Genomic DNA, 23,700 nt, shown 5'->3' with positions numbered 1-23,700 from the left:
TCATTCCTCTGGTTTCCAAGCTGATCGGTGTTCCAGGAGCACCGAGGAATCCCAGCCGATCGCAGAGAATCGCTGTGCGCTCCTTGCCCTCTGTGCTCACTGCACCTCCCTGGCCGGATGCCGGGCGCTCGATCGACGGGGGCGAAAGGCATGTCCCGGAGGAGGCCCGTGGCTTGCTCTCTCCAGCGCAGGTGCGGTCGATGGCACCGGGAGGGGCGCATGTGGACTTCGAAGACGGGGAGAACCAGCGGTAGGTCAACAAGGGGGAAAGGCGTCGTCCAAGGGCTCGCCGGGCTTCTCGGGATCGGCCTCTGTCTCGGCGTCTCCAGCGCTTCCGCCGCTGGCACGACCCAGGCCGTCTCGCCTCAGACCCCGGCGCAGGGTCGTGCCGCGCCGCCGCAGCGGGCCGCGACCGTCACGCAGCGCGCCCCGCAGCGGGCCGCGAGCGCCACCTACGTCGCGAACCCGCGGAGGGCGCGCTGGATCATCGCGGGCGCGTCGACCCTGGGCGGCTTCTGGGCCGCGTCGGCCGTCCGCGGCGCCGCCCTCTCCCTCGGACAGCCGGAGGTGCGGATCCGGCTGGTGCCGCAGTGCTCCCAGGGCGCCTGCTTCCTCGTCCGGCGCCTCGAACGCACCTCGGCCAACCCCGCCTCGCTGCTGATCCCCCTCGCGGGTCCGTGGATCCACCTCGGCACGGGGCGGCCGACGGCGGCCAGCGCGGTCGGCCTCTCCCTCCTCGGCGCAGGGCAAGCCGTCGGCCTGGGGATGCTGCTCGGCGGCGTCGCCATGCCTCGGCAGCTGCGCGTGCCGCTGCAGCGCGGCCAGGTCCTCCAGGTGGGCGCAGCGCCGCTCGTCACCCCCGGCGGGCTCGGGCTCTCGATCAGCGGATCGATGTAGGCGCGGCCGTCACCGGGCGAGACCCAGGATCACCCCCACGCGCAGCCGCTCCTCGGGCGTGAACGAGCGCTCGAGGAGCGCCTCCTCGGCGGAGCGCCGCGCGTCGGGATCGGCCACCGTCGCCTCGATGTCGGCGCGCGCGCCGGTGAAGGCGTCGAGGCGCTGCCGCCAGGCCGCCCGCTGCCGATCGAGCTCCGCGAGCCGGTCCGCGGCCTCGGGGCCCACCGTCGCGACCCGGTGCGCGTGCATCTCCTCGTCCGAGGCGCCCGCGTCCCGGAGCGCCTGCTCCTCGGCCTGCTGCGCGAGCGGGCGCGTCGCCGCCTCGCGCGCCTCGCGGACGGGCTCCGGGAGCGCCGCCTCGACGTCGGCGATCCGCGCGTCGCGCTCCTCCGGCGAGAGGGCCTCGTCCGCGAGGATGCGGGACTCCTCGATCGCCGCCTCGATCTCCCGCTCCTCGTCGCCGAACAGCCGCTCCGCGGCCTCCTCGCCGAACCATGCGCGCCGGGTCTCGCGCAGCGCGGCGAGGCGCGCCGCCGGATCGGCCTCCTGCTCCACGCGCGCGCCGGCGGCCGCCTCGCGGTAGCCGAGGTACCGGTCGAGGAGCGCGATCGCCTGCTCCGCGGCGGGCCCCGCGGCCCGCTCGCGGATCGCCGCGACGATGCGGCCCCTGATCGCCGGCGCCGGCTCCTCGCCGGTGGCGCTGAGGAAGTAGTCGAACAGCCCGAGCAACTCCGGGCCGACGACCAGATCGCCGCGCTCGTCGACGGTCACCGCGCCGTCGACGTCGGTGCCGCGGAGCGAGGGCGGCGCGGCGTTCGTCGACGGGCGCGGCGCCGCGGGGGGCCGCGAGACCGACAGCGCCTGCCGGAGGCGCGTGGGAGACGGCGCCACGGAGAGCGCGGGCAGCGTCTCCTTCCGACCGACGCGCGCGGCCCCGTTCGACCGGCCGGAGGGCGCGGCCTGCCGGTGCCGCTCCCCCGAGACGAGGCGCCCCACGCCGATCGTCGCGACGAGCGCCATGGCCACGAGTAGAGCTGTCCTGCGACGACGCACCACGAAGAGCCCCCAGGAGGCTAGAGACCGATGCCCTTCAGCCGGCTCGCGTGCGACCGGAACACGGACTTCGGGTTCGGCCCAGACAGGTTGATAAACCCGAAGAGCTGATTGACCTCGTCGAGGTGGTTCATCCCATAGTCGTCGCGGAGCACCACCCCGAAATGGGAGCTGCACCTGCCCACCATCCCGTCGTTCGACTCCGAATACAGCTTGGAGATGAGCCCGAGCGTCAGGTCGGTCGGATCGATGAGGCTCGTGACGATCGATGTCCCCGACCACGAGAAGAAGCGCACGCCGCCCTCCTCGGCGGGGCCCTGCCCGCACCGGCCGTCGGGCAGCCCGGCCGGGTAACGCGCGTTGAACTCGCGCATCCCGGCGGCGGAGAGCGATCTGACGGCGGCGATCGCGTCCTGGGGCGCCGTGTGCCCGCTGAGCAGGCTGAGCACCGCGCCGAGGCTGTTGGCGAGGAACGAGAGCGCCCCCTCCGCGAACCCGCCCTCCCGCAGGTTCTCCTGGAGGAAACTGGCGAGCTCGGCCCCCTGATGCGGAGAGCCGATGGTGGTCACCGAGGCAATGAGATCCGGCCGCACCGCGGCGACATACCGGGCGTCGAGCCCGCCATGGCTGTGCCCGACCAGGTTGACCTTCCCGCTCCCGGTGCGCGCGACGATATCCTCGACCTGCGCGAGCAGCGCCTCCCCCCGCGCCTCGGTGCTGTCGAACTGGGGCACCTCGGTGGCATACACCTCCGCTCCGCCGGCGCGCAGCGCCGCCGCGATCCCACCGAAGTAGTCGATCACCCCGAACATCGCCTTGAAGCCGGCCATTCCGTGACAGAGCACGATCGGATACCGCGTCTGTGCATAGCTCTTCATCGCCAGCGCGCCCTCGCCGACCTCGGCGCGCTCCGCGTCCGCCGGCTCGTCCATCGACGCGGCGCATCCTTGCGAGAGCAGCACCACGACGGCTCCCGCCGTGCACCGCAATGCGTCAATCCACATTCGGCGCCCGGCCCATCGTTTTCTCTCGACTCTCTCCTGATTTCGAGCGGGTGTGACGGCGGTGGGGAGTGCAGCGCGCGTGCTGGAGGAATGAGCTCGTCTGATCACCTGTCACCTCTGATAGAGTATTTTTTTAATTCGAATCAAGCAGAACTCACAGGCTCTCAGCGCAACAAGCACCTCGCGTATCCTGGACAATCGGCAGGCCGGTGTCCTCCCCTCCACCGGTCACGTCGGTCCAGGCGGCGCGACAGGGCATCAGCGCAGGGGCGCCCAACCCCCCATGTCGCCGGCGAGGGCCGGGGATACGCGGGCGGACGAGGCGGAGGGCGCGAGCCCTCGGGGCGGCTAGGTCGCCGTGGCGCCGAGGACGATGCGCGCGTTCTCGGGCACCGCCGTCAGGAACCGCTCGCGCCGCCGCGGGTCCGCGATCCGCCGCGCCCGCGCGAGCAGGATCTCCCTGGCCTCCGAGAGCACCGCGGACGCCTCGCCGTGGGCGCCGGACGCCGCGAGCGCCTCGGCGTAGGCGAGCCGCACGAGCGACTCCCCTTCTTCCAGGGATCCGAGCGCCGCGAGCTCGCCGAACGCCGCCCGCGCCGCGCCGAGCGCCGCCGCGGCCTCGCCCGCGGCGAGCAGCGCCCGCGCGCGCACCGCCACGGCGGCCGCGCGCAGCCGGGGGGCCACGTGCAGCGCCGCCTCGGCCGCGCGCGCCTCCCGCTCGGCGGTCGCGGCGTCGCCGGAGAGGAGCGCTATCTTCGCGAGGTAGGTCCGCGCCACGCCCTCCATGCGGAGGTCGCCGCGCCGCTGGAACGCCTCCACCGCGCGCCGCTCGACGAGCAGCGCCTCGTCGAGCTTGCCGAGCAGCCCGAGCGCGTGGCCGAGGTTGTGCAGCGCCACCGTCTCGAGCTCGCGCAGCCCCATCCGGTCGGCGGCCTCCAGGGCGGCGCGCAGGACGGACTCGGCCGCCCCGAGCTCGCCGAGCTCGGCGTAGATGAAGCCGAGGTTCGCGCCGATCACGCACGCGCTGCGCCTGTCCCCGGCCTGCTCGAAGGCCGCGAGCGCCGCCTCCAGGCCCTCGAGGCACGCCTCGGGATCGCCCCCGGCCGAGGCGCGGATCGCCCGGAGCTGCTGCGCGATCGCGACGAGCTCGGCGTCCGGCGGCGGAGGCGCGCGGAGGTCCTCGTCGATGCGAGCGAGCAGCGCGTCGGCCTCGGCGTAGCGGCCGCCGAAGACGAGCTGCGCGCCGCACTCGCAGAAGCACGCGATCCGGGCGCGGCGCAGCGCGGCCGCGCCGGAGGACAGCGCCCCGGACACGGCGGATGGCGGCCCCGCGGGCGCGGCGGAGGTCGGCGCCGGAGGCGCGCAGGACGGCGGCGCCGCGGACGCGTGGGAGGGCGGCGCCGCGGACATCCCCTCGGCCACGGCGGCCCACCGCGCCACGCGGTCGACAGCGCCGAGCTTCCCGGCCGCGGCGGCGATCTGGGTGAGCGCCCGGAACCACCCGGCGCAGCCGGCGGGGAGCAGCTCGGCCGCGGACGCGCCCAGCTCCTCGGCCGCCGCGAGGTCGCCCGTCCAGACGCTGGCCTCGGCCGCGACCAGCCGGAGCGCGCCGAGATCCTCGCCCTCGGCGCCGCACGCCTCGCCGCACGCGGCGCGCTCGATCGCGGCGCGCAGGTCGTTCGCCTCGAGCGACTGCTCGGCCGCGCGGCGGTACCAGCGCACCGCGCGGCCGGGCTCTCCGCCGCGGCGGAAGTGCTCCGCCACGCCCCCCGGATCGGCGGAGGCGCTCCGCTCGAGCCACGCGCCCGCGAGCCGGTGGCCGAGGGCGCGATCGCGCTCGGTCAGCATGGCGTACGCGGCCTCGCGGACGAGCGTGTGGCGGAAGACGTAGTCGACGGCGTCGGCGAGGCCCGCCGACGCCGAGGCCGGCGCGACGAGCTCGCGGTCGGCGAGCGCCGTCAGCCAGGCCTCCACGTCGGCGAGGCGCTCCTCGCCGCCGAGCAGCGCCGCGACGCCGCGCTTCGAGAAGCGATCGCCGAAGATGCTGGCCGCCCGGAGCACGCGCTTGCCCTCGTTGCCCTCGGCGTCGAGCCGCGCCTCCACCGTGCCGAGCACCGAGTCGGGCAGGAGCTCCTCCTTGCCGCTCGCGACCGCGCGGATGAGCTCTTCCAGGTAGAACGGGTTGCCGCCGGCGCGCTCGACGAGGTGCGCGACCACGCCCTCGGGCACGGGCTCGCCGAGCGCGGCGCGCACGAGCTCCGCGCTCGCGCGGCGCGGCAGCGGGCCGAGCTTGATCGTCTGCACCTCGCGCTCGGCCCACAGGCTCGGGAACTGCCGGTGGACGTCCGGGCGCGCGAGCGCGAGCAGCATGAGCGGGAGCTCGCGGAGGTTCCGCAGCGTCGCGTCGAGCAGGCGCACGGTGGCGGCGTCGCCCCAGTGCAGGTCCTCGAGCGCGAGGAGCACGGGGCGCGCGGCGCACTCGGCGGCGAGCCAGTCCTCCCAGGCGGCCCCCACGCCGTCGCTCATGCCGGTGGCGCTCTGGCGCGCCGCCCGCACCATGCGGGCGTGCTCCGGCGACGGCGCGCCGGTGATCTCGCCGAGGAACGCCGCCGCGCGATCGAGCGCCGGGCCGCCCAGGTGACGCCCGAGCCGCTGCTTCAGCTTGCGCTGCCGCGCCCACGCCGGGTCGCGCGCGCGGAGGCCGGCGGCCCGGCAGAGCACGTCCGCGATCATGCCGAACGGCGAGCCGGGAGAGCCCGAGTCGGCGCGGCCCCAGAGGATCTCGATCGGCTCGTCCCGCTGCCGCAGGGTGGCGAAGAGCTCCAGGCGGAGCCGGGACTTGCCGGCGCCGGGCGGCCCGAGGACGAGCACCGCGCTCGCGAGCGCCTCGGAGATGCAGCCGGCGAGCACGCCGTGGAGCATCGAGAGCTCGCGGGCGCGGCCGACGCACGGGGTGCGCTTCCCGAGCAAGGCGGGGGCGACCTCGTCCACGGCGCGCTCGCCGTGAAGGAAGAGCGGCCCGCTCCGCGCCGCGGGTGCGGCGTGCGCGACGACGAAGCGCGGGCCGAGCATGTCGGCGGTCGCGCGGTCGATGCGCACCGCGCGCACCTCACGTTGATCGAGCGCCGCGCGGAGCTCGGCGAGGCCGCGGTCGATGACGTCGCCCTCGGCGAGGCCCGCGGAGATGACGCCCCGCCCCGTGATGACGCAAAGCGGTGCGCCCGGGAGCTCGCCGCGGAGGGCGAGCGCGCACTGGGCGGCGCGCTCGGCGCGATCCACGGCGCTGCCGGGGCCGGACATCATGACGAGCTCCACGCCCGGGACGAGCTGCGTGAGCCTGCCGCCGTGGAGCTCGACGAGCGAGCGGATCTCCGCGGCCCGCGCGCTCGTCGTGGGCGGCTGCCACCTGCTCGATCCGGGCGGCGGCTGCGACCTGCAAGAGGCGGGCGGCAGCTGCGACCTGCGCGATCCGGGCGGCGGCTCGCCAGGGGCCTCCTGCGCCGGCGGGGCGGGCTGCGGCGCCCGGGCTGCGCCGTGGCCGGGCTCGCCGAGGCCGGGCTCGCCGAGGAGGACGAGGCTCACGACGCGCTGCTCGCCCAGCGTGAGGGCGGCGCGGTCGCGCGGGGCGAGGCCGTGGGCCGGCGCGTCCAGCGGCGCGCCGCCCGAGAGCGTCGGCGCGTCGGGCGGCGCCGTCCACCCGCCCCCCATCGCGGCGATCCGGTCGAGCTCGGCCGCGACCTCGGCGCCGTCGCGCGGGCGGTCGCCGGGCTGCCTGGAGAGCATGCGCGCGACGAGCTCGTCGAGCGGCGCAGGCGCGTCCGCGCGCACGTCGCGGAGGCGGGGCGGATTCATCAGCAGCACCCTGCTGAGCGCGGCCATCGGGCTCGCGCCCGCGAAGGCGGGGCGGCCGGCGAGGCACTCGAAGAGGACGCACCCGAGGGAGAACACGTCGCCGCGCGGGTCGGGCGCGCTGTGCGCCTCGATCTGCTCCGGGGCCATGTACCCCGGCGTGCCGAGGACGCCGCCGGTGACGGTGACGCGCCCGGCGTCGCTGCTGGGCCGCGCGATGCCGAAATCGACGAGCTTGACCCGCCCGGCGTCCCCGCCCGGGAGGAAGAGGTTGCTCGGCTTGATGTCGCGGTGGACGATGCCGCGCGCGTGCGCGAACGCGAGGGCGTCGGCGGCCCGGCGCACGAGCAAGAGCCCCTCGCTCGCCGGCAGGACGCGGCGCGCGAGGCGCGCGGCGAGGTCCTCGCCGTCGAGCCATTCCATGGCGAGGTAGCGATCGCCTTCCGGGGTGCTGCCGTGCGCGACGTAGCGCACGATGCCCGGGTGGACGAGCGCGGCGAGGAGGGCGGCCTCCCGCTCGAACCGCTCGATCTGGATCTCGTTCCTCAGGCGGACGATCTTGAGGGCGACCGCCGCGCCGCCGAGGCGGTCGTATGCCTTGTAGACGGTGCCCATCCCTCCGGAGGCGGCCTCGCCCTCGACGGCGAAGCGCCCCGCGATGATCTCCGCGTGGCCCACGTCAGTCGTCCATGAGGAACACGGTGACGGAGCCGGGGTTCGGCGTCTTCTCGACGATGAGCTTGCCCGAGCCGCTGCGGATCTTGCCGCGGCAGTTCGGGAAGCTCCCGTCGCTGTTCGGCGCGTCGCACAGGCTGCCGCACGAGCCGGCGACCTGGATCGCGCACGTCTCGAGCGACGGCCCGCAGGAGCGCACGAGCGACGAAGGCTCGGGGGGGAGGCACGCGTGGTAGCGGCGCTGCGGGGCGAAGATGTTGCCGTAGTAGGTGGCCTCGCGCCTCGGGTAGGCCGCGCGCTCGCCCTTGTCGGCCCGGAGCTCCTCGCGATCCCCGCGGACGGAGATGCTCACCCTGTGCCCGAGATAGTTGACGCGGGCGAGGACGCAGCCGCTGACCCAGGACCGGCACGCTTCGTCGCAGGCTCCGCCCTCCTCGCCCCAGCTCGCCGCGAGCCCGAGCTCCCCCGGGAAGGAGAACTCGTCGTCGCCGACGGCGACGGTGAAGCCTTCGCCCGCGGGGAGCGCGCATCCCGCGACGTACTTCAGCAGCGTGCGCGCGGCCGGGTCACGGAGCGCCTCGGCCGTGAGCGGGTGGCCGGAGAGCGCCTCGGCCGTGAGCGCGTTCGAGATCAGCGCCTTCGACGTCAGCGCGTTCGACGTCAGCGCGTTCGACGTCAACGCGTTCGACGTCAGCGCGTTCGCCGTCTGAGCGGCCTGGGACGCGGCGTCCCCGGCGTCCTCGGCCGGGGCGTCCGGATCGAGCGCCACCGCGCACGCGCTCGCGAAGAGCGCCGCGATGGCCAGGAGGAGTGCAGCCAGCTTCGGCGAATGCTCCATGGATAACGCCCCCCTGGGATGCCCATGAGCGCATGGCCCACGAGCTCCCGAAACGACCGGCGCCGAGGCGCGGGCCAAGGGGTGCGCGCATCGAACGCCGGTGCGTGATCTTGTTCAGATGCACGAGCCGCGAAGAAGCCCACGAGTCGGAGCGGCCGATGGGGCCATCTCCGCTACAGCGACAAATGGAAAGATGTCACTGATACCCCGCCGGGCAAAGACCGACGCGCACGCAAGGGTCGCTTTTTTTGTGTCGAGGTGCGATCGCTCTGTTGGCGCTGTCGGCGCGAAACTCCCGCTCTGTCCAAGGCATCATGGACAGCGATGCTGGCACCGGGGACGGAGGAGCGATGGGGCGAGGTCGAAGTGCGATTGGCGGCGACACGATGGCCTGTCGCTGACAGCCAACCTTCCGGCCGGGAGGCGCCCCGAAGGCGCTCGGCGGGGTCGATCCATCCGACCGATGACGGCCTGGGCCTGCGCCTCCCGGGCCCCCGCGGTCGGCTTCCTGAGCTCCCTCGACGGACCTGCGGGCCGCCGGGGCGGCCGGCAGGAGGCGCCGAGGCCGGCCGAGCGCCGAGCCGACCGGTGCGTCGCGCCCCACGGCCGTCCGCAGCGGTCGCTCGACGGAGGGCGTGCGCAAGGCCCGGCGTGGGCGTGGATCGGCGTGAGACGTGGGACGTGGGACGTGTGAAAGGACGGCGGCTGAACGGGCTGCTCGGCGCGGTGCGTCGGCGCGCACGCGCACTTGACGCCGCTGCGTGTCGAGCATTACATGCCCCGGACCATGAAGGGCCATGCGCGCAATCTGATGACCGAGCGCGTGATTGCTTTGGAGCACGGCACGCCGGTCCTCGACATGTTGCAGCTGTTCGCCAACCATCGCCTGAGCGGCGCGCCGGTCATCGACGAGGGGCACCGCATCATCGGGTTCGTCAGCGAGACGGATCTCCTGGGCGTGCTCCTGCGCAAGGAGTACGCAGGCATGACGGCTGCAGACGTGATGAGCACCCCGCCCATCTGCGTGGACGAGTTCATGCCCACGGACGAGGTGATGACCCTGCTGCGCGCGAACCGGATCCACCACCTGCCGGTGGTGCGCGAGGGGCGCCTCGTCGGGATCATCACCCCGCAGGACATCCTGCGCTATTTCGTGGAGTGCGTGATGCCGCTCCCGCCGACCACCGCCTGACGTCGCGCGCCCGCCGGCGCGAGGCGTGAGGGGGACCGAGGACACCTGCCTCCCCGCGCGGCGCCCGACGCTGACGCGGCGGTGGGTCAATGTAGACGAGAGGTCACGAACCACTCCGGGGAGATGTACCCGTCGGGGCTCGAGATGGGGATCGTGCAGGTCTCGTCGAGCGCGGTATAGGACTCGATCCGCGTCTCCGTGTCGAGGTATCCGACCGCCGATGCGGTGTTGCACCCATCGTACCCAGGCGGCGCGCCGCCCCCGTCGTCGAAGCGCGCGCACTCGGCGTGGGAGAGCACCGCGTAGTGCAGGTGCGAATTGCCCGGATCGCAGGGGAAGCTGTCCTCCCCCGGGCACTCCGTCCACTTGGTGTCGCAATAGAGGTTGTGTTGCCTCGGGATGTCGTCCCAATAGGCGATCTTCCCGAGCGGCGTGTCGGTGCCGACGTCCTGTCCCACGAGGGCCATCGCCAGCTCATCCACGTCGAGGTGCCCGTAGAAGGAGCAGAACCGCTTCTCCTCGCCGTTCTCCTTGAAGCGGTGCTCGACGAGCGCGATGCCGAGGTACTGCGAGCAGTTGATGCCCGCCCGGAGGAGCTTGCCAGGGGCGATCGGGAAGACGTAGGTGCCCTCCGTCCGGCCGCTCGCCTTGCCGATGTCCTCGCCGAGGTGCCGGCCGTCATTCCAGTCCGGCTTGTGGCCTATGTTCTGGATCATCTTGTGGTCGGGAAAGGGGAACTGGAGGGTGCCAGTGGGCGCGATGCACGCGTCGTTCACCCTCTTGTTGACCATGCACCCCATGGGGCAGTAGGTCGCGTGATCGAAGCGGTAGACCCGCGTCCTCTCTCGCCCGTTCTGGCCGTCGCCTTCGCGCCCCTCGCACGGCACCCAGCGCGTCGCCGCGCCGTCCTCGCGCTCGCAATACGCCTTGCAGGTGTAGAGCATCCACGGGTCCCCCGCGGCGTGCAGGCCGGGGTTGTGGCCGCAGTAGGCAGGGTCGTTCAGGAGGACGTCATCGCTGTTGTTGCACAGGATCGCCTCCGGGTCGGAGGTGATGTCGCTGCACGTGTTGCCGAAGAACTCCGCGATCGACCTGCAGAACGAGCTCTGGGTCCCGTACGGATCCGGGCCGCAGATCCCGCACGCCGTGCCGCACGAGATCCCCGTGGCGTGCCAGCCGTCGGGGCGGTAGAGCTGCCGATCGCGGCACTCGAACACCTGCCCGCCGCGGCCGCAGACGCTCGCGCCCCGCCGCCTCGACGTCACAGGGACCTCGTTCCCCTGGTAATCGACGATCGCGTCGCAGCGCGACGACGGGCTCGGCTCGGGCGCCGGATCCGGGATCCCGAACGGCTCCTGAGGATCCACGGAGGAATCGCACACGTCGTGATGCCCCTTGGCGTTGCGCGGAAGGCACGCCTCAGAGCACTCCTGGTACGGCACCGGACGGCCCACGACGGCCTTCGTGGACTCCTCGGACGGCGGACAGTACGTCCAACCTTCGTAGGCGCACTGGTACAAGGTCCCGACGCGACCGGTGACCCCGTGTTGCCCGCAGAACAGATGGCGGCAGTAGCGGTTGCCCTCCGGCCCCGCGGCGGCGTACACCGCGTCGGGGACCGCGGGGCACCCCTCATCGCAGCGGTCCCAGTCGCGGATCGTCCTGGCGCCGTCCTGGGGCTGCGCGCCCGTGACCTCGTGGTAGTGCATGCCCGGCAGCTCCCGCACGGGCTTGCACTCGCCGCTGCCGCCGAGCGCGGAGCAGTCCCGATAAGGCACAGGGCGGGCGCCCGGCCCGGGGCAGGCGAAGAGCTGCGTCGCCTTTCCCTTGATGCGGATCAAGGGCTCGCCAAAGCTCCGCGCCAGGTCGTTGTTCCAGGGGCTACGAAAGACCTGATCACCGCAGAAGGTCTGGCCTTGCTCGACCGACTTCCATTTGCCGTCCTTGTCCTGGAACTGCTCCGGGCAGCGGCCGAACTCAGCGCCCTCGTCCTCCGGCGTGCCCGGTTCGCAGGGGCGATTGAGGTCGAGCCACCCCGCTTCTCCGCAGATCCATTCGCTGCGGTTGCCGTGCCCGAGGCCGCAGATCGTCTCGCCGCACGCGGTCGTGGTCACCTCGTTGTCGAAGCTGTCCTGCACCCCGCGGCAGGCGCTGCAGGTGCCTGCGCGCTGCGTGCACGAGAGCCCCAGGCTCTGCCACCCGTCCGCGGTGCACACCATCTTCACCCCCTCGCTGCCAGCGCCTGTCGGGAAACACACGCGTTGCCCGCACGTGCGCGGGATGTGCTCGCCGCCGGCCACGGGCGGGACCTCGCACGGGCACTCGCTGGTCGCGGCTTCGGTGCACGCCCCGCGCCGGCAGCCCCCCTCGCAGATCGTCCACTCGAGCGGGATCTGGCCCGCGCCCGCGCACTGGTACAGGGCCGCGGGCTCGCCGTTCACGACGTCCGCGCCGCAGAAGGTGCCTGCGCCAGGACAGGAGAGATCACCGCACCTGTTCCCCGGGAAGCTGCGCCAGTTGTCGTTCGCGCCGAGGTCGACGCAGTGATAGGCGATGAGGTCGCGCCCGCACACGAAGCTGTCACACCGGGTGTCCTCGATCGGGATCGCCTCGCCGTTGTAATAAAAGCCGCCGCTGCACGCGCACGCGTCGTCGTTCGCCTGCGCGCCCAGGGGCGGCGCCGCGACGGCGGGCGGGGGCGGCTCCCTGCCGCAGCCCATGCCGGCCACCACCCCGGCGGCGAGCAGCACGGCGAGCGTCCCGAGGAGGCGCACCGCCGGCACACGCCGGAGGCGGCTCGAGACAGGGCTTCGGTGCGACGGACTGCCCTCGACGCGATCGTGCATGCGCTGCATCTCCCGGCTGCTCTCAGCTCACTTCGCGATCTTGCGGACGTCCCCCGCCCGGGTCGCCCAGTAGACGAACGCCTCGTCGACGGCGATCGCGATCGCGTCGCGCTGGCCGACGGCGAGCGTCGTCACGGCGCCTCCGGCCTTCGGGACCTTGCGGATCGAGCCGACGCGGTTGGCCCAGTAGACAGCGCCGCCGTCGCCGGGATCGACGGCGATCCCGGCGGGGTTCGGCTGGTCGTCGGCGAGCACCGTGAGGTCGGCGCCGTCCTTGGCGAGCCGGAACACGAACCCGTTCGGGCTGCTCCAGAAGAGGTGTCCGGCGTCGACGGCGAGGGTGTGAGGCGTGAGGTTCGTCGTGTCCACCACCTGTCCGGACGCGATCTGGCGCCGCTCGGTGCCGTCCTTGCGGAGCTTCACGACGGTGCCGTCGGTCCGGGACCAGTAGAGGTGCTCCGCGTCGCTCGCGAGCGCGCCCCCGGGCTCGGAGAACACGCCGGTGATCTCCTGCGCGCGCTGTCCGCTCGCGAGGGCGTCGACGCGGTAGATCCCGCCCTGGGAGAGCGAGGTGAACCAGACCTCGCTGCCGTCGGTGACGACGGCCCAGGGGTCGGGGATCTCTGTGGTGAGCGGGATCGCGGCGCCGCCGGACAAGGGGTACCGGACCACGCCGGATGAGCCGGTGACGACGGCGTCGGCGCCGAGGAGCGCGATGTCCTCGAAGCGGTCGGCGCTGCAGCCCACGACCCCGGGAGGAGCGCCGTTGGCGAGGCACGTCGCGCCGCCGGAGACCTTGTCGACGCGGACGGCGATGCCGCCGGCGTGCTGGAAGCCGACCAGGTAAAGGGCGCTGTTGTCGAGGACGAGGGCCGAAGGCACCGCGAGGCCCGAGGCGAGCGAGGTGGCGCCCGGGGCGCACCCTCCTGCGCCGCAGACGCCGCCCGCGCAGTCGTTGCCGCACGCCCCGCAGTTGAACGGGTCCGAGGCGAGCGCGACCTCGCAGCCGTTCGCAGGCTCGCCGTCGCAATCGGCGTACCCGGCGTCGCACGCGACCTCGCAGGCGCCCGCGACGCAGGTCGCGGCGGCGTGGAGCGCGCTGCAGGTGTTGCCGCAGGCCCCGCAGTTGTTCGCGTCGCCTTCGACGTCTGCCTCGCAGCCGTTCGCAGGCTCGCCGTCGCAGTCGGCGTGGCCGAGGTCGCACGCGAGCGAGCACCTGCCGGCCGCGCACGAGGGCGTCGCGTGCTGATCGCCGCAGACGTTGCCGCAGAATCCGCAGTTGTCCACGTCGCTCGACGTGTCCCCGCAGTCGTCGCCGCCGCCCCCCGCGCCGTCGCCGTCGAGGCAGAGGCCGAACGCGCGGATCGAGCTGGTGAACGCCGCGCAGCGGGCATGGCCCCCCGACATCGCGGCCAGATCGCACTCGACCGCGAGCTCAGGCTCGAGCGTCGCGCAGCACGTATCGAGCAGCGCCTCGCACGGAGCCGCGCTGAACGGCTCGTCCGGGGCGAGCCTCGGACAGCGGCCCGCGTCCGCTGCGCCGCCGAGGTAGTCGAGGCACCGCGCCGCGTCGGACTCCCCCGCGAGGGCGGCGCAGCGCTCGCGCGCCCCCTCGGGGAGCGAGGGACAGCACCGCTCCGACAGATAACCGCAGCTCTCGGCCGCGGGGTCGACGTCGGCGCAAAAGCCGTTGTCCTTGGCGTCGCTCTCCAGGAACCGGTGACACAGCTGCTCGTTGCCCCGGAATCCGGTCGCGTGGCACGCTTCTCTGAGCTGCGCCGGCAGCGCCGCGCAGCACGCGTCGAGCAGGCCGGCGCAGCTCGGGCCATAAGGGACCACCGGCGCGCCGCCCTCGCCGGGCCCTCCGGTGCAGAGATCGACCGCGTTGGCGCTCGCGAGGAAATCGTCGCACGCGGCGTCGTTCTCCTGGCTCGCTGCGGCGTGGCAGCCCGCGACGAGCTCTTCGGGGAGCGCGGGGCAGCACGCTTCGTCGAGGTGTTCGCACCCTCGTCGAGACCCGCTCGCCACGGGGGCACACGCGCCGAACGCGGTGCCATCCGCGTTGCACTGCTGCGCGCCGAGCGACCCGTCGGCGAGGAAACAGGCGGACAGGGCGCCTGGCGAACAGATGGCGTCGTCACCGCAATCGGCGCCGAACAAGGCGAGCGCGAGGAGGAGAGCGGGGCGGAGGCGGGAGTCGTTGCGACGCATGAAAGTCGAGAATAACGCTAAAGTGCCCCGGAATGAGGTGTCAATTGGAGTTCCGAGCCGACGCACGCCTGAAACCGACGATCGGAACCGGGCATTGGCGCGGATCTCTCGGCCGATTACCGGCCGGGCCGGCGACGCGCCGCGCTCACGACATCGGCTGAATCGGCGGGCGCCGGCTGAGGCGTCCCCTCGAATTTCTCGGGAAATTCACAGGGAGGCGGGGAGACGGGGAGATTGGTGGGATGTCACTCCCCGTCTCCCCGCCTCCCTGTTCAATTTGCCGCTCGGGCGCCCTCCGCCCCCTACCGCCGGTCGAACTGGTACCGCGCCCGCTCGGCGCCCTCGATCTCCACGACGATGCGCTTCGGGCCGAGCCGCACGACAGCGTGCGCCGCGGCGGGGCGGCCCGGCGCGTCGTCGTCGAGGTTCTCGATCAGGCTCTGGAGCGTCACGTACGGGATGCCGCGGATCACGTCGAGGTGGTTCCAGTGCAGATGACCGTTGAAGACGGCGAGCACGCCGTGCTCCTCGAAGAGCTTCCGCATCGCGCGCCGCTCGCGCACGAGGCAGATGTGCGGGCTCCCCTCGAACCAGCGGTTGCCCCGGAGATCCTGATCGGTCGCGCTGTGGTGCATCAGCACGATCTTGGGCAGCGAGGACGCCGCGAGGTCCTCTCCGAGCCAGGCGAGCTGCTCTGGCCCGAGCGAGATGTCGTGATCCTTGCGCTCGCGCGTGTGGAGGACCGTGAAATGGAAGCCGCCGCGGTCGAAGGCGTAGTGGAGCCGCGTCGCCTCGGGTCTGCCCCAGGCCGACAGCAGCTCGGCCTCGCTCAGGTGGATCACGTCATGGTTGCCGGCGACGTGGAAGAGCTCGGCCTTCAGGCCGCCGAGCGCGGCCATGCAGGCGCCGTAGCGCTCCCGATCGGCCTCGGGCCCCTCGTCCTCGATGTCGTCGCCCAAGTTCACGACGAGATCGGGCCGCGTGACCTCGTTCATCCGCCTCACGAAGGCGCGGGTCAGGGCGGGCGCCTCGCCGGTGAGCTTGCGCAGCTTGCCCCCGAACGATGCCTCCGGGCCGAAGTGAAGGTCCGATACGAGCGCGACGACGAGCTCCATGCGCGCCTCGCCGCTCAGCCGGACTTGGCGCCGGGCTCCGGCGCCGCCTTGGAGCCGCCCAGGCACGCGGGAGAGCGGAAGTCCGCGCCCCCCTGCCGCTCCCACTCGTCCGGTGTCATCGCGCGGATCGTCAGGGCGTGCAGCCCGGCGCGGAACTCCTCGCGCACCACGTCGTTGACGCGGCGGTGGCGATCGAGCGGGCTCAGGCCCCGGAATGCCTCGCTCACCACGAGCACCTTGAAGTGGGTCTCCGAGCCCACCGGCACGCTGTGCATGCGGCTCTCGTTCTCCACCTCGATGTGCACGGGCTCGAGCGCGCGAACGAGCTTGCCGTGGATCGACTCCTGCTTCGTCCCTGTCGTCATGGCCGCGCGAAGCTTACCCTCCGCCGCGCCGCCGGTCACCCGTGCGACGCGGCCGCTCGCCGACAAAGGGATCGCCCGGCGCCCTGCCAACGGATGAGCCGCCCGGCGCGCCCCGGCCGAGCGTCACTTCGCCTGGGGATCGGCGCGCGGCAGACCTCGCTCATCGAACAGGAGAGCGATGTCGACGTGGAACTGCGCCCTGCGAGAGGACGGGGGCGCCTGATGGGAGCTCGGCGGCGCTTGATGGGAGCTCGGCGGCGCGCGATGGGAGCTCGGCGGCGCTTGATGGGAGCTCGGCGGCGCGCGATGGGAGCTCGGCGGTGCTTGATGGGAGCTCGGCGGCGCGCGGTGGGAGCTCGGCGACGGCGCGGAGTGACCGCGGTGCGCCTCGCCGTCCTGCGAGCCCATCGCGAGCACGTCCCGCTGCGGGGATGCCGCGCCTGGCTGCGGCCCGATGTTCTCCTCCCACGGCTGCGCGTCGCGCTGCTCCCACGGCTGCGCGTCGCGCTGCTCCCACGGCTGCAGGTCGCGCTGCTCCCACGGCTGCGCGGCAGGCGACGGAGGCACCTGCCGCGGAAGCGCATGCGCCGCCGGCGTATCCCGGCGTGGAGCCACCCCGGCCTGCTGCCGCGAGCTCGGAACGGCCTGTTGCGCGGACGTCTCCCGCCGTGCAGACGTCGCGGCGGGCGCCTCCCGATGCGCGTACGCCCCGGCCTGCTGCGAGCCAGCCACCGGTGTATCCCGCCGCACGTAGGCCTCGGCCGGATGCGAGCCCGCCAGCGGCGTATCCCGCCGCACGTAGGCTCCAGCCGCCGGCGATGCCTGCACCGGCACATCCCGCCGCGCATGGGCGCCCCCCCTCACCGAGGGCGGCGCAGACGCGTCCCGGCGCGCAACCACCGGGCCGGCGGCCGGCGGCGGCGGGAGCGGCGTCGGAGCGGGCAGCTCACAGCGCGCGCGCGACGAGGGCGGCCCCACCGTGACCCCCAGGCGCTCCGAGCGCGGCACGGGCGCCTCGCGGGCGCGGTACGCCGCCTCCCCCGGCGCCTCCGCGCGTGAGCGCTCCGGCCGCTGCGCAGCCACGGCAGCCGCCACGCGCTCGCGGTACGCGAGCTCCTGCGCGCCTGCGCTGCGCGGCTCCTGCGCGCCCGCGCTGCGCGGCCCGGAGCGCGGCAGCGGCGTCGCCTCGGGGTCGCGCCGCGACGAGGGGGCCGCCTTCATCACCCCGATGGTCATGCGCTCCGAGCGCGGCACCGACGCGCCCTCGTCCGCAGGCATCATCGAGTAGCGACCGGGCGTCTGCTGCCGCGAGCGCTGCTTGCGGCTCTCGCGCGCCGCCGTGGCCAGCATCGCCCCGAGCTCGTCCTCCACCATCGCCTCGTCGACCCGCACGAGCGTGCTGACCACGTCGCGCGCGATCTCCTCGAACGCCTCGGGAGCGAGCGCGTAAGTCGACGACGTGACCACGATGACCACCGGACGACGCTCTTCCGCGAGCGCGGCGGCCATCGATACAGGGCACGCCTTGACGATGATCCCCACATCCATCGCCGCCGTCTGGCAGCGCTGGAGCAACGCCTGATCGCCGCCGATGAGGAGGGCCGTCGGGATCTGGGCGCGAAGCGTGGCGTCGGAGATTCGCGGCATCGGTCCCAGGATCCTAACCCCGCTGCTGCACGCAGAGGTCAGGAAAATCCTGTCATCGGACATTCCACGTCATGTCTGGACAACGAGCTCAGCCGATGTGGGGTATTGCGCGCCGCCGGATCACATCACGGATGCATAGGTGCCGTGGGCAACTCCGTGAGATGGCACGCGGCCCAGTGTCCAGGGCGACGCTCCTCCAGCGGAGGGGCCTCGGCGCTGCACCGGTCCATCGTATAGGGACAGCGTGTGTGGAAATGGCACCCCGACGGCGGGTTCAGCGGACTCGGCACTTCGCCGACGAGGGGCAGCCGGCGGCGTGTGCGCTCCACGTCGGGATCCGGGATCGGGATCGCCGAAAGCAGGGTCTGCGTGTACGGATGTTGCGGTGAACGGAAGAGCTCGTCTGGACGAGCGCGCTCGACGATCCGGCCGAGGTACATCACCGCGATCTCGCTTGACAGGTGGCGGACCACGGCGAGGTCGTGCGCGACGAACACGTACGTGAGCGAGAGCTCGCGCTGGAGCGACGCGAGCAGGTTGACGATCTGGGCCTGGATGCTCACGTCGAGCGCGCTGACCGGCTCGTCCGCGATCACGAGCTTCGGCTTCAGGGCGAGCGCGCGGGCGATGCCGATCCTCTGCCGCTGGCCGCCGGAGAACTCGTGCGGATAACGCCGCATGTACGAGGGCGATAGCCCGACGAGCTCCATGAGGCGCGCCACCTCGCGGAGCGCCTCGTCGCGCGACGAGACGAGGCCGTGGGTGGAGAGCGGCTCGGCGATGAGGTCGTGGACCGTCATGCGCGGGTTCAGGCTCGCGTACGGGTCCTGGAAGATCATCTGCATCTCGCGGCGCGCCTTCCGCAGCGCGCGCGGGTCGAGCGACAGGATCTCCCGGCCGTCGATCTTCACGCTCCCCGACGTGGGCGGGACGAGGCGGAGGATGCCCCGGCCGGTCGTCGACTTGCCGCAGCCGGACTCGCCGACGAGGCCCAGCGTCGCGCCCCGGTCGACGTCGAACGAGACGCCGTCGACCGCGCGCACCGTGCCGACCTGCCGCTGGAGCAGGCCGCGGCGCACCGGGAAGTGGACCTTGAGATCGCGCACCGAGAGCAGCGGCGGGGGTGTTGCGGCGGTGGTCATGGCGCTCGTCCTGCGACGTCCTCGACGTGGCACCGCACGACGTGCAGCGCCTTCCTGTTGCCCTCGCCCGAGACGACGCGCGGCGGCGGCGCCTCCTCCCGGCACGCCGCGATCGCGTGCGCGCAGCGCGGGTGGAACGGGCAGCCCGACGGCAGGCGCGCGAGCGAGGGCGGCATCCCGGGGATGGGCACCAGGTCCGCGCCGCGCGCGTCGTCGAGCCGCGGGATCGAGCGCGACAGGCCGATCGTGTAAGGGTGCCGGGCGGCGTGGAAGATGGCGCCGACGGGGCCCTCCTCGACGATGCGCCCGGCGTACATGACCGCGACGCGATCGGCCATCTTCGCCACGACGCCGAGATCGTGCGTGATGAGGAGGACGGCCGCGCCGAGCGCCTCCTTCCGCTCCCCGATCAGGTCGAGGATCTGCGCCTGGATCGTGACGTCGAGCGCCGTCGTCGGCTCGTCCGCGATCAGCAGATCCGGGTCGCACAGGAGCGCCATCGCGATCATCACGCGCTGCCGCATCCCGCCCGAGAGCTGGTGCGGGTAGTCGTCGATCCGCGACGCCGCCGCGGGGATCCCGACCGCCTGCAGCATCTCGACGCAGCGCCGGCGCGCCTCGGCGCGGCCCATGCCGCGGTGGAGCTCCAGCACCTCGATGAGCTGCTCGCTCACCCGGAGGTAGGGGTTCAGCGACGTCATCGGGTCCTGGAAGATCATCGCGATCCGGTCGCCGCGGACGCGCTCCATCCGCGCCTCGCTCGCCTCCACGAGGTCCTCGACGACGCCGCCCTCGGACTCGAGCAGGATCTGGCCGCCGACGATCCTGCCCGGCGGGTCGGGGATGAGCCGCAGGAGCGAGAGGCTCGTCACGCTCTTGCCCGAGCCGGACTCGCCGACGATGCCGAGGACCTCGCCGCGATCGAGGCTGAAGGAGATGCCGTCGACCGCGCGGACCACCCCCTCCTCGGTGAAGAAGTGGGTCTTCAGGTTCTTGACCTCGATCAGCATGGCAGCATGGTCCGTGCCGGCGCGCGTCCCGGGAGGGGCGCGCCGCCCTTCAGTCCTTTCGGATGCGAGGATCCAGGGCGTCGCGGAGCCCGTCACCGAGGAAGTTGAAGCAGATCAGCGTGAGCGCGAGCATCAGCGCCGGGAAGATGAGCTGCCAGGGGAAGAGGTCCATCGCGTCGGCGCCTGTGGACGCGAGCAGGCCCCAGCTCGACAGCGGCTCCTGCGTGCCGAGGCCGAGGAAGCTGAGGAACGCCTCGGTCATCATCACCTCGGGGATGGTGAGCGTCGTGTAGACGATGATCGGGCCGACCGCGTTCGGAACGAGGTGCCGGAAGATCAGCGCGGCGTGCCCGACGCCGATCGAGCGCGCCGACTCGATGAACGGCTGTCCGCGCAGCGCGATGACCTGGCCGCGGACGATGCGGGCCATCGTGAGCCAGGAGATGCCGCCGAGGGCCGCGAAGACGACGACGATCTGGAAGACGGGGAAGTAGCTCGGGTCCGACGGCTCCTTGACGAAGAGGCCGAGCGCGACCTTCCAGGCGCGGTAGAGGACCGTCTGGTCGTTCGCGAAGAAGACCATGAGCAGGATGACGAGGATCAGGAACGGGAACGTGTAGAGCACGTCCACGATGCGCATCATGATCGCGTCGACCTTGCCGCCGAAGTAGCCGGCTACCCCGCCCCAGCTCACGCCGATGACGAAGCTCACGAGCGTCGCGACGATGCCGACCGCGAACGAGATGCGCCCGCCGAAGAAGACGCGAGCCATCAGGTCGCGGCCGAAGTAGTCGGTGCCCATCCAGTGGGCGAGCGACGGGGGCTGCGCGCCGAGCTTGAGATCCGCCTTGTCGTACCGGTAGCTCGACAGCTCGGGGACGAGGATGCAGGCGAGGATCATCGCGATGAGCACGACGCCGCAGGCGACCGCGGCGCGGTTCTTCCGGAGCCTCCGCCACGCGTCGCGACCGAGGCTCGAGCCCTGCTCCAGCGCGTCGAGCCGCAGCGGGCCGGCAGGGCTTGGCGCCGCGCCGCCCGCGCCGCCGGGGACAGCGGGCGGATCGCCGGGGGCGGCGGGCTGCGGGAGGGCGGCGTGGAGCATGGTCAGCGCAGCTCCACGCGCGGGTCGATGAAGGCGTACGCCACGTCGACGATCGCGTTGAAGAGCATGAGCAGGAAGCCGTAAACGAGCATGACCCCCATCACGAGGTTGTAGTCGCGGTTCGTGGCCGCCTCGACGAAATAGCGGCCCATGCCGGGGATGTTGAAGATCTTCTCCACGACGAGGGAGCCGACGAGCAGGCCGCTGAAGCCGGGGCCGAGGAAGCTCACGACCGGGAGCAGCCCGCCCCGGAGCGCGTGCTTCAGGACGACCTTGCGCTCGGAGAGCCCCTTGGCGCGGGCGGTGCGGATGAAATCCGAGCGGATCACCTCGAGCATCCCGCCGCGCGTCAGCCGGGCGATGTAGGCCGCGACCGGGAGCCCGGCGCAGATGACCGGCAGCACCATGTGCCGCCACGTCTCCCAGCGCGCCACAGGGAACCAGTAGAGCTTGAGCGAGAAGACGAGCATGAGCAGCGGGGCCAGCACGTACCGCGGCACGCTGAGGCCGACCATGGCGACCCCCATGGCCGCCGTGTCCTTCCAGGTGTTCTGGCGGATCGCGCCGACGATGCCGAGCGGGATGCCCATCGCGAGCGCGAAGAGCATCGCCCAGAAGCCGAGCTGCATCGACACGGGCAGGCTGAGGGCGATGATCTCGTTGACGGTGCGGTTCGGGTACTTGAACGTCGGGCCCAGATCGCCTCTGGTGACGAGCGCAAGGAGCCAGTCGCCATACTGCTTCAGCACCGGATCGTTCAGGTGGTACTTGGCGTCGAGCTGCCGCTGGACCTCGACGGGTACGGCCCGCTCCTGGTCGAACGGGCCTCCCGGAACGATGCGCACCAGGATGAACACGAGGGTGGCGACGAGGAAGAGCGTGGGAATGATGGAGAGCAGCCGCTTGATGGCGTAGGTGCTCACGGCGCGCCGCCTCCCGGCCGTCGAGCCGCGCCGTTCACCTCGTCATCCCGCCGCCTTCCGTGGATCCCGAGCGATGTCACGAGGTGCCTCCGTGCTGCCTTCCTTCAGCGCGGCGACCGCCGCGAGGGCGCGCCGCGCCTTCCCGCATATCACGGAACCGCCGGTCGACCGCGGCGTTTCGCGCGGCGCGACGTGACGCGTGGAGCGCCGCGGCCGAGGCGGCCTGCGCGCTGTGCCCGGCGTTCACCCGCGCCTGATCGCGGCTACCCCTTGAGCTTGCCCTGGTCGCGGAGCTTCACGAGCTCCGCGTAGCCGCCTTCGAGGACGCCGCCGACGAACACCATGGGGAACGTCGGAAAGCCGGCCCAGAGCTTGATGGCGAGCCGCTCCTTCCACCTGGAGAGGTAACTCCCGTACTCCAAATAGGTATATTTCACGCCCTCTCCGTCGAGCAGCTGGCGCGCCTTCTTCACGAAGGGATTCTGGGCCATCCCGACGACGACCACCCGGTCGCGGCTCACCGCGGCCGCGACCTCGTCGATGATGGACCGATGAAAGCCGGCGAGCTGCGATTTCACCGTGTCCGAGACATTCTCGGGAGCAAGCGTGGGACGTTCTGCCATGGAATGAGCACCTCCGCGCCGGCAGCGTACCGGCCCGAAGACGACACGGTCAACGGCCGGATCGCCCAGGCACGGCTCGAGTACAGCGCACGTCTGCACGCCCGAGAGAGGACCCTGGAGACACGGAGCGCCCGCGGCGGGGCCGCACTCCCCAGCTCCTCCGCGCCTCGAATCGAACCTCCGCGCGACGGTTCCGTCCGCTACGGGATGAGCAGCACCTTCCCCGTCGTCGCCCGCCCGGCGAGCGCGCGGTGCGCCTCCGCCGCCTCGGCGAGGGGGTATGTGGCGCCTATCGAGATCGCGAGCTCGCCGCGCGCGATCGCGCCGAGCACGTCGGCGGCGCGCTCGAGCAGCTCCTCGCGCGTCGCGGTGTAGTGGACGAGGCTCGGCCGCGCGAGGTAGATCGACCCCTTCTGGCTCAGGATCTGCGGGTCGAACGGCGGCACCGGGCCGCTCGACTGGCCGAAGAGCACCATCGTGCCACGCAGGCGGAGCGCGCCCAGGCCCTTCGCGAACGTGTCGCTCCCGACGCCGTCGTAGACGACGTGGACGCCGGCGCCGCCCGTGAGCCGGCGCGCCTCCGCCTCGAAATCGGCCTTCGTGTACAGGATCACCTCGTCGGCGCCCGCGTCTCGCGCGAGGCGCGCCTTCTCCTCGGTCGAGACGGTGCCGATCACGCGCGCGCCGAGCCGCTTCGCCATCTGGCACAGGAGGAGGCCGACCCCGCCCGCGGCCGCGTGGATGAGGCACGTGTGGCCGGGGCCGAGCGGGAACGTGGAGCGCACGAGGTACTGCGCCGTGATGCCCTGGAGCATCGCGGCCGCGGCGCGCCTCGCGCCGACGCCCGCGGGCACGGGGACGAGCTTCGCGGCCGGGATCCGGACGTGCGTCGCGTACGAGCCGGGGCCGCCGGTCCACGCGACCTCGTCCCCTACCCTCACCTCGGTGACGGACGGCCCCACCGCCTCGACGCGCCCCGCGCCCTCGAGGCCGAGCGGGATGGGCGGATCGAGCGTGTACAGGCCGCTCCGCTGGTAGATGTCGATGAAGTTCACCCCCGCGGCCTCGACGCGGACCACGGCTTCCCCCGGGCCCGGCGTGGGCGTCGGGAGCTCCTCCAGCGTCATCACCTCGGGGCCGCCAGCGGCTTTCGGTCGGATCGCGAGCATGCTGCCCATGTTGTCGAGCCGCGCTGGGCCGTCAAGCGA

At 72.8% G+C, this 23,700-nt stretch carries 17 protein-coding genes; 2 read left to right on the top strand and 15 right to left on the bottom strand.

The features are described from left to right. Window positions 1-219 precede the first annotated feature (219 nt). Window positions 220-897, top strand: a complete 678-nt coding sequence (locus tag WMF14_RS19760) for a hypothetical protein (RefSeq protein ID WP_437803023.1) — start codon at window positions 220-222, stop codon at window positions 895-897. A 9-nt stretch (window positions 898-906) separates the two neighbouring features. Here WMF14_RS19760 and WMF14_RS19755 read toward each other — a convergent pair whose 3' ends face one another. The 4 genes from WMF14_RS19755 to WMF14_RS19740 all read right to left on the bottom strand — a co-directional run bounded on the left by WMF14_RS19755 (window position 907) and on the right by WMF14_RS19740 (window position 8,316). After that, window positions 907-1,917 (bottom strand): lipase secretion chaperone, encoded by a 1,011-nt coding sequence (locus WMF14_RS19755; RefSeq protein ID WP_437804245.1) that lies wholly within the window; start codon window positions 1,915-1,917, stop codon window positions 907-909. A 53-nt stretch (window positions 1,918-1,970) separates the two neighbouring features. Further along, complete coding sequence (locus tag WMF14_RS19750; RefSeq protein ID WP_272098985.1) at window positions 1,971-2,882, bottom strand: esterase/lipase family protein; 912 nt, start codon at window positions 2,880-2,882, stop codon at window positions 1,971-1,973. A 420-nt stretch (window positions 2,883-3,302) separates the two neighbouring features. After that, window positions 3,303-7,481 carry a serine/threonine-protein kinase gene (locus tag WMF14_RS19745; protein WP_437803021.1) on the bottom strand — a complete coding sequence of 1,393 codons (4,179 nt, stop codon included), beginning with the start codon at window positions 7,479-7,481 and terminating at the stop codon, window positions 3,303-3,305. 1 nt (window position 7,482) lies between these two features. Continuing rightward, a complete protein-coding gene (locus tag WMF14_RS19740) occupies window positions 7,483-8,316 on the bottom strand; it encodes a hypothetical protein (RefSeq protein WP_437803019.1) in 834 nt (277 codons plus the stop codon). A 775-nt stretch (window positions 8,317-9,091) separates the two neighbouring features. Here WMF14_RS19740 and WMF14_RS19735 point away from each other — a divergent pair. After that, a complete protein-coding gene (locus tag WMF14_RS19735) occupies window positions 9,092-9,508 on the top strand; it encodes a CBS domain-containing protein (RefSeq protein WP_272098979.1) in 417 nt (138 codons plus the stop codon). Window positions 9,509-9,594: 86 nt separating this feature from the next. Here WMF14_RS19735 and WMF14_RS19730 read toward each other — a convergent pair whose 3' ends face one another. The 11 genes from WMF14_RS19730 to WMF14_RS19680 all read right to left on the bottom strand — a co-directional run bounded on the left by WMF14_RS19730 (window position 9,595) and on the right by WMF14_RS19680 (window position 23,661). Beyond that, window positions 9,595-12,363: a hypothetical protein gene (locus WMF14_RS19730; protein WP_437803017.1), complete on the bottom strand. Its 2,769-nt coding sequence runs from the start codon at window positions 12,361-12,363 to the stop codon at window positions 9,595-9,597. Window positions 12,364-12,381: 18 nt separating this feature from the next. Further along, complete coding sequence (locus tag WMF14_RS19725; protein WP_437803015.1) at window positions 12,382-14,565, bottom strand: hypothetical protein; 2,184 nt, start codon at window positions 14,563-14,565, stop codon at window positions 12,382-12,384. 302 nt (window positions 14,566-14,867) lie between these two features. Then, a complete protein-coding gene (locus WMF14_RS19720) occupies window positions 14,868-15,680 on the bottom strand; it encodes a metallophosphoesterase family protein (protein ID WP_437803013.1) in 813 nt (270 codons plus the stop codon). Window positions 15,681-15,694: 14 nt separating this feature from the next. After that, complete coding sequence (locus WMF14_RS19715; protein ID WP_437330182.1) at window positions 15,695-16,045, bottom strand: BolA family protein; 351 nt, start codon at window positions 16,043-16,045, stop codon at window positions 15,695-15,697. Window positions 16,046-16,168: 123 nt separating this feature from the next. Continuing rightward, window positions 16,169-17,692, bottom strand: a complete 1,524-nt coding sequence (locus tag WMF14_RS19710) for a hypothetical protein (RefSeq protein WP_437803011.1) — start codon at window positions 17,690-17,692, stop codon at window positions 16,169-16,171. A gap of 125 nt (window positions 17,693-17,817) precedes the next feature. After that, a complete protein-coding gene (locus tag WMF14_RS19705; RefSeq protein WP_437803009.1) occupies window positions 17,818-18,834 on the bottom strand; it encodes an ABC transporter ATP-binding protein in 1,017 nt (338 codons plus the stop codon). Then, the gene (locus WMF14_RS19700) at window positions 18,831-19,844 is read right to left on the bottom strand and encodes an ABC transporter ATP-binding protein (protein ID WP_272098966.1); all 1,014 of its coding nucleotides are present in this window, start codon (window positions 19,842-19,844) and stop codon (window positions 18,831-18,833) included. The genes WMF14_RS19705 and WMF14_RS19700 overlap by 4 nt, the downstream gene beginning before the upstream one ends. A 49-nt stretch (window positions 19,845-19,893) precedes the next feature. After that, window positions 19,894-20,946: an ABC transporter permease gene (locus WMF14_RS19695; RefSeq protein ID WP_272098964.1), complete on the bottom strand. Its 1,053-nt coding sequence runs from the start codon at window positions 20,944-20,946 to the stop codon at window positions 19,894-19,896. A 2-nt stretch (window positions 20,947-20,948) separates the two neighbouring features. After that, the gene (locus tag WMF14_RS19690; RefSeq protein WP_272098962.1) at window positions 20,949-21,869 is read right to left on the bottom strand and encodes an ABC transporter permease; all 921 of its coding nucleotides are present in this window, start codon (window positions 21,867-21,869) and stop codon (window positions 20,949-20,951) included. 263 nt (window positions 21,870-22,132) lie between these two features. After that, window positions 22,133-22,492: a glutaredoxin gene (locus WMF14_RS19685; protein WP_272098960.1), complete on the bottom strand. Its 360-nt coding sequence runs from the start codon at window positions 22,490-22,492 to the stop codon at window positions 22,133-22,135. Between the two features lie 200 nt (window positions 22,493-22,692). Next, entirely contained in the window at window positions 22,693-23,661 is a 969-nt protein-coding gene (locus tag WMF14_RS19680; RefSeq protein ID WP_437803006.1) for a quinone oxidoreductase family protein, read from the bottom strand. Window positions 23,662-23,700 lie beyond the last annotated feature (39 nt).

Source organism: Sorangium sp. So ce693 (assembly GCF_051521375.1).
Classification (GTDB): Bacteria; Myxococcota_A; Polyangia; order Polyangiales; family Polyangiaceae; genus Sorangium; species Sorangium atrum.
This window is presented reverse-complemented; position numbering and strand designations above follow the sequence as displayed.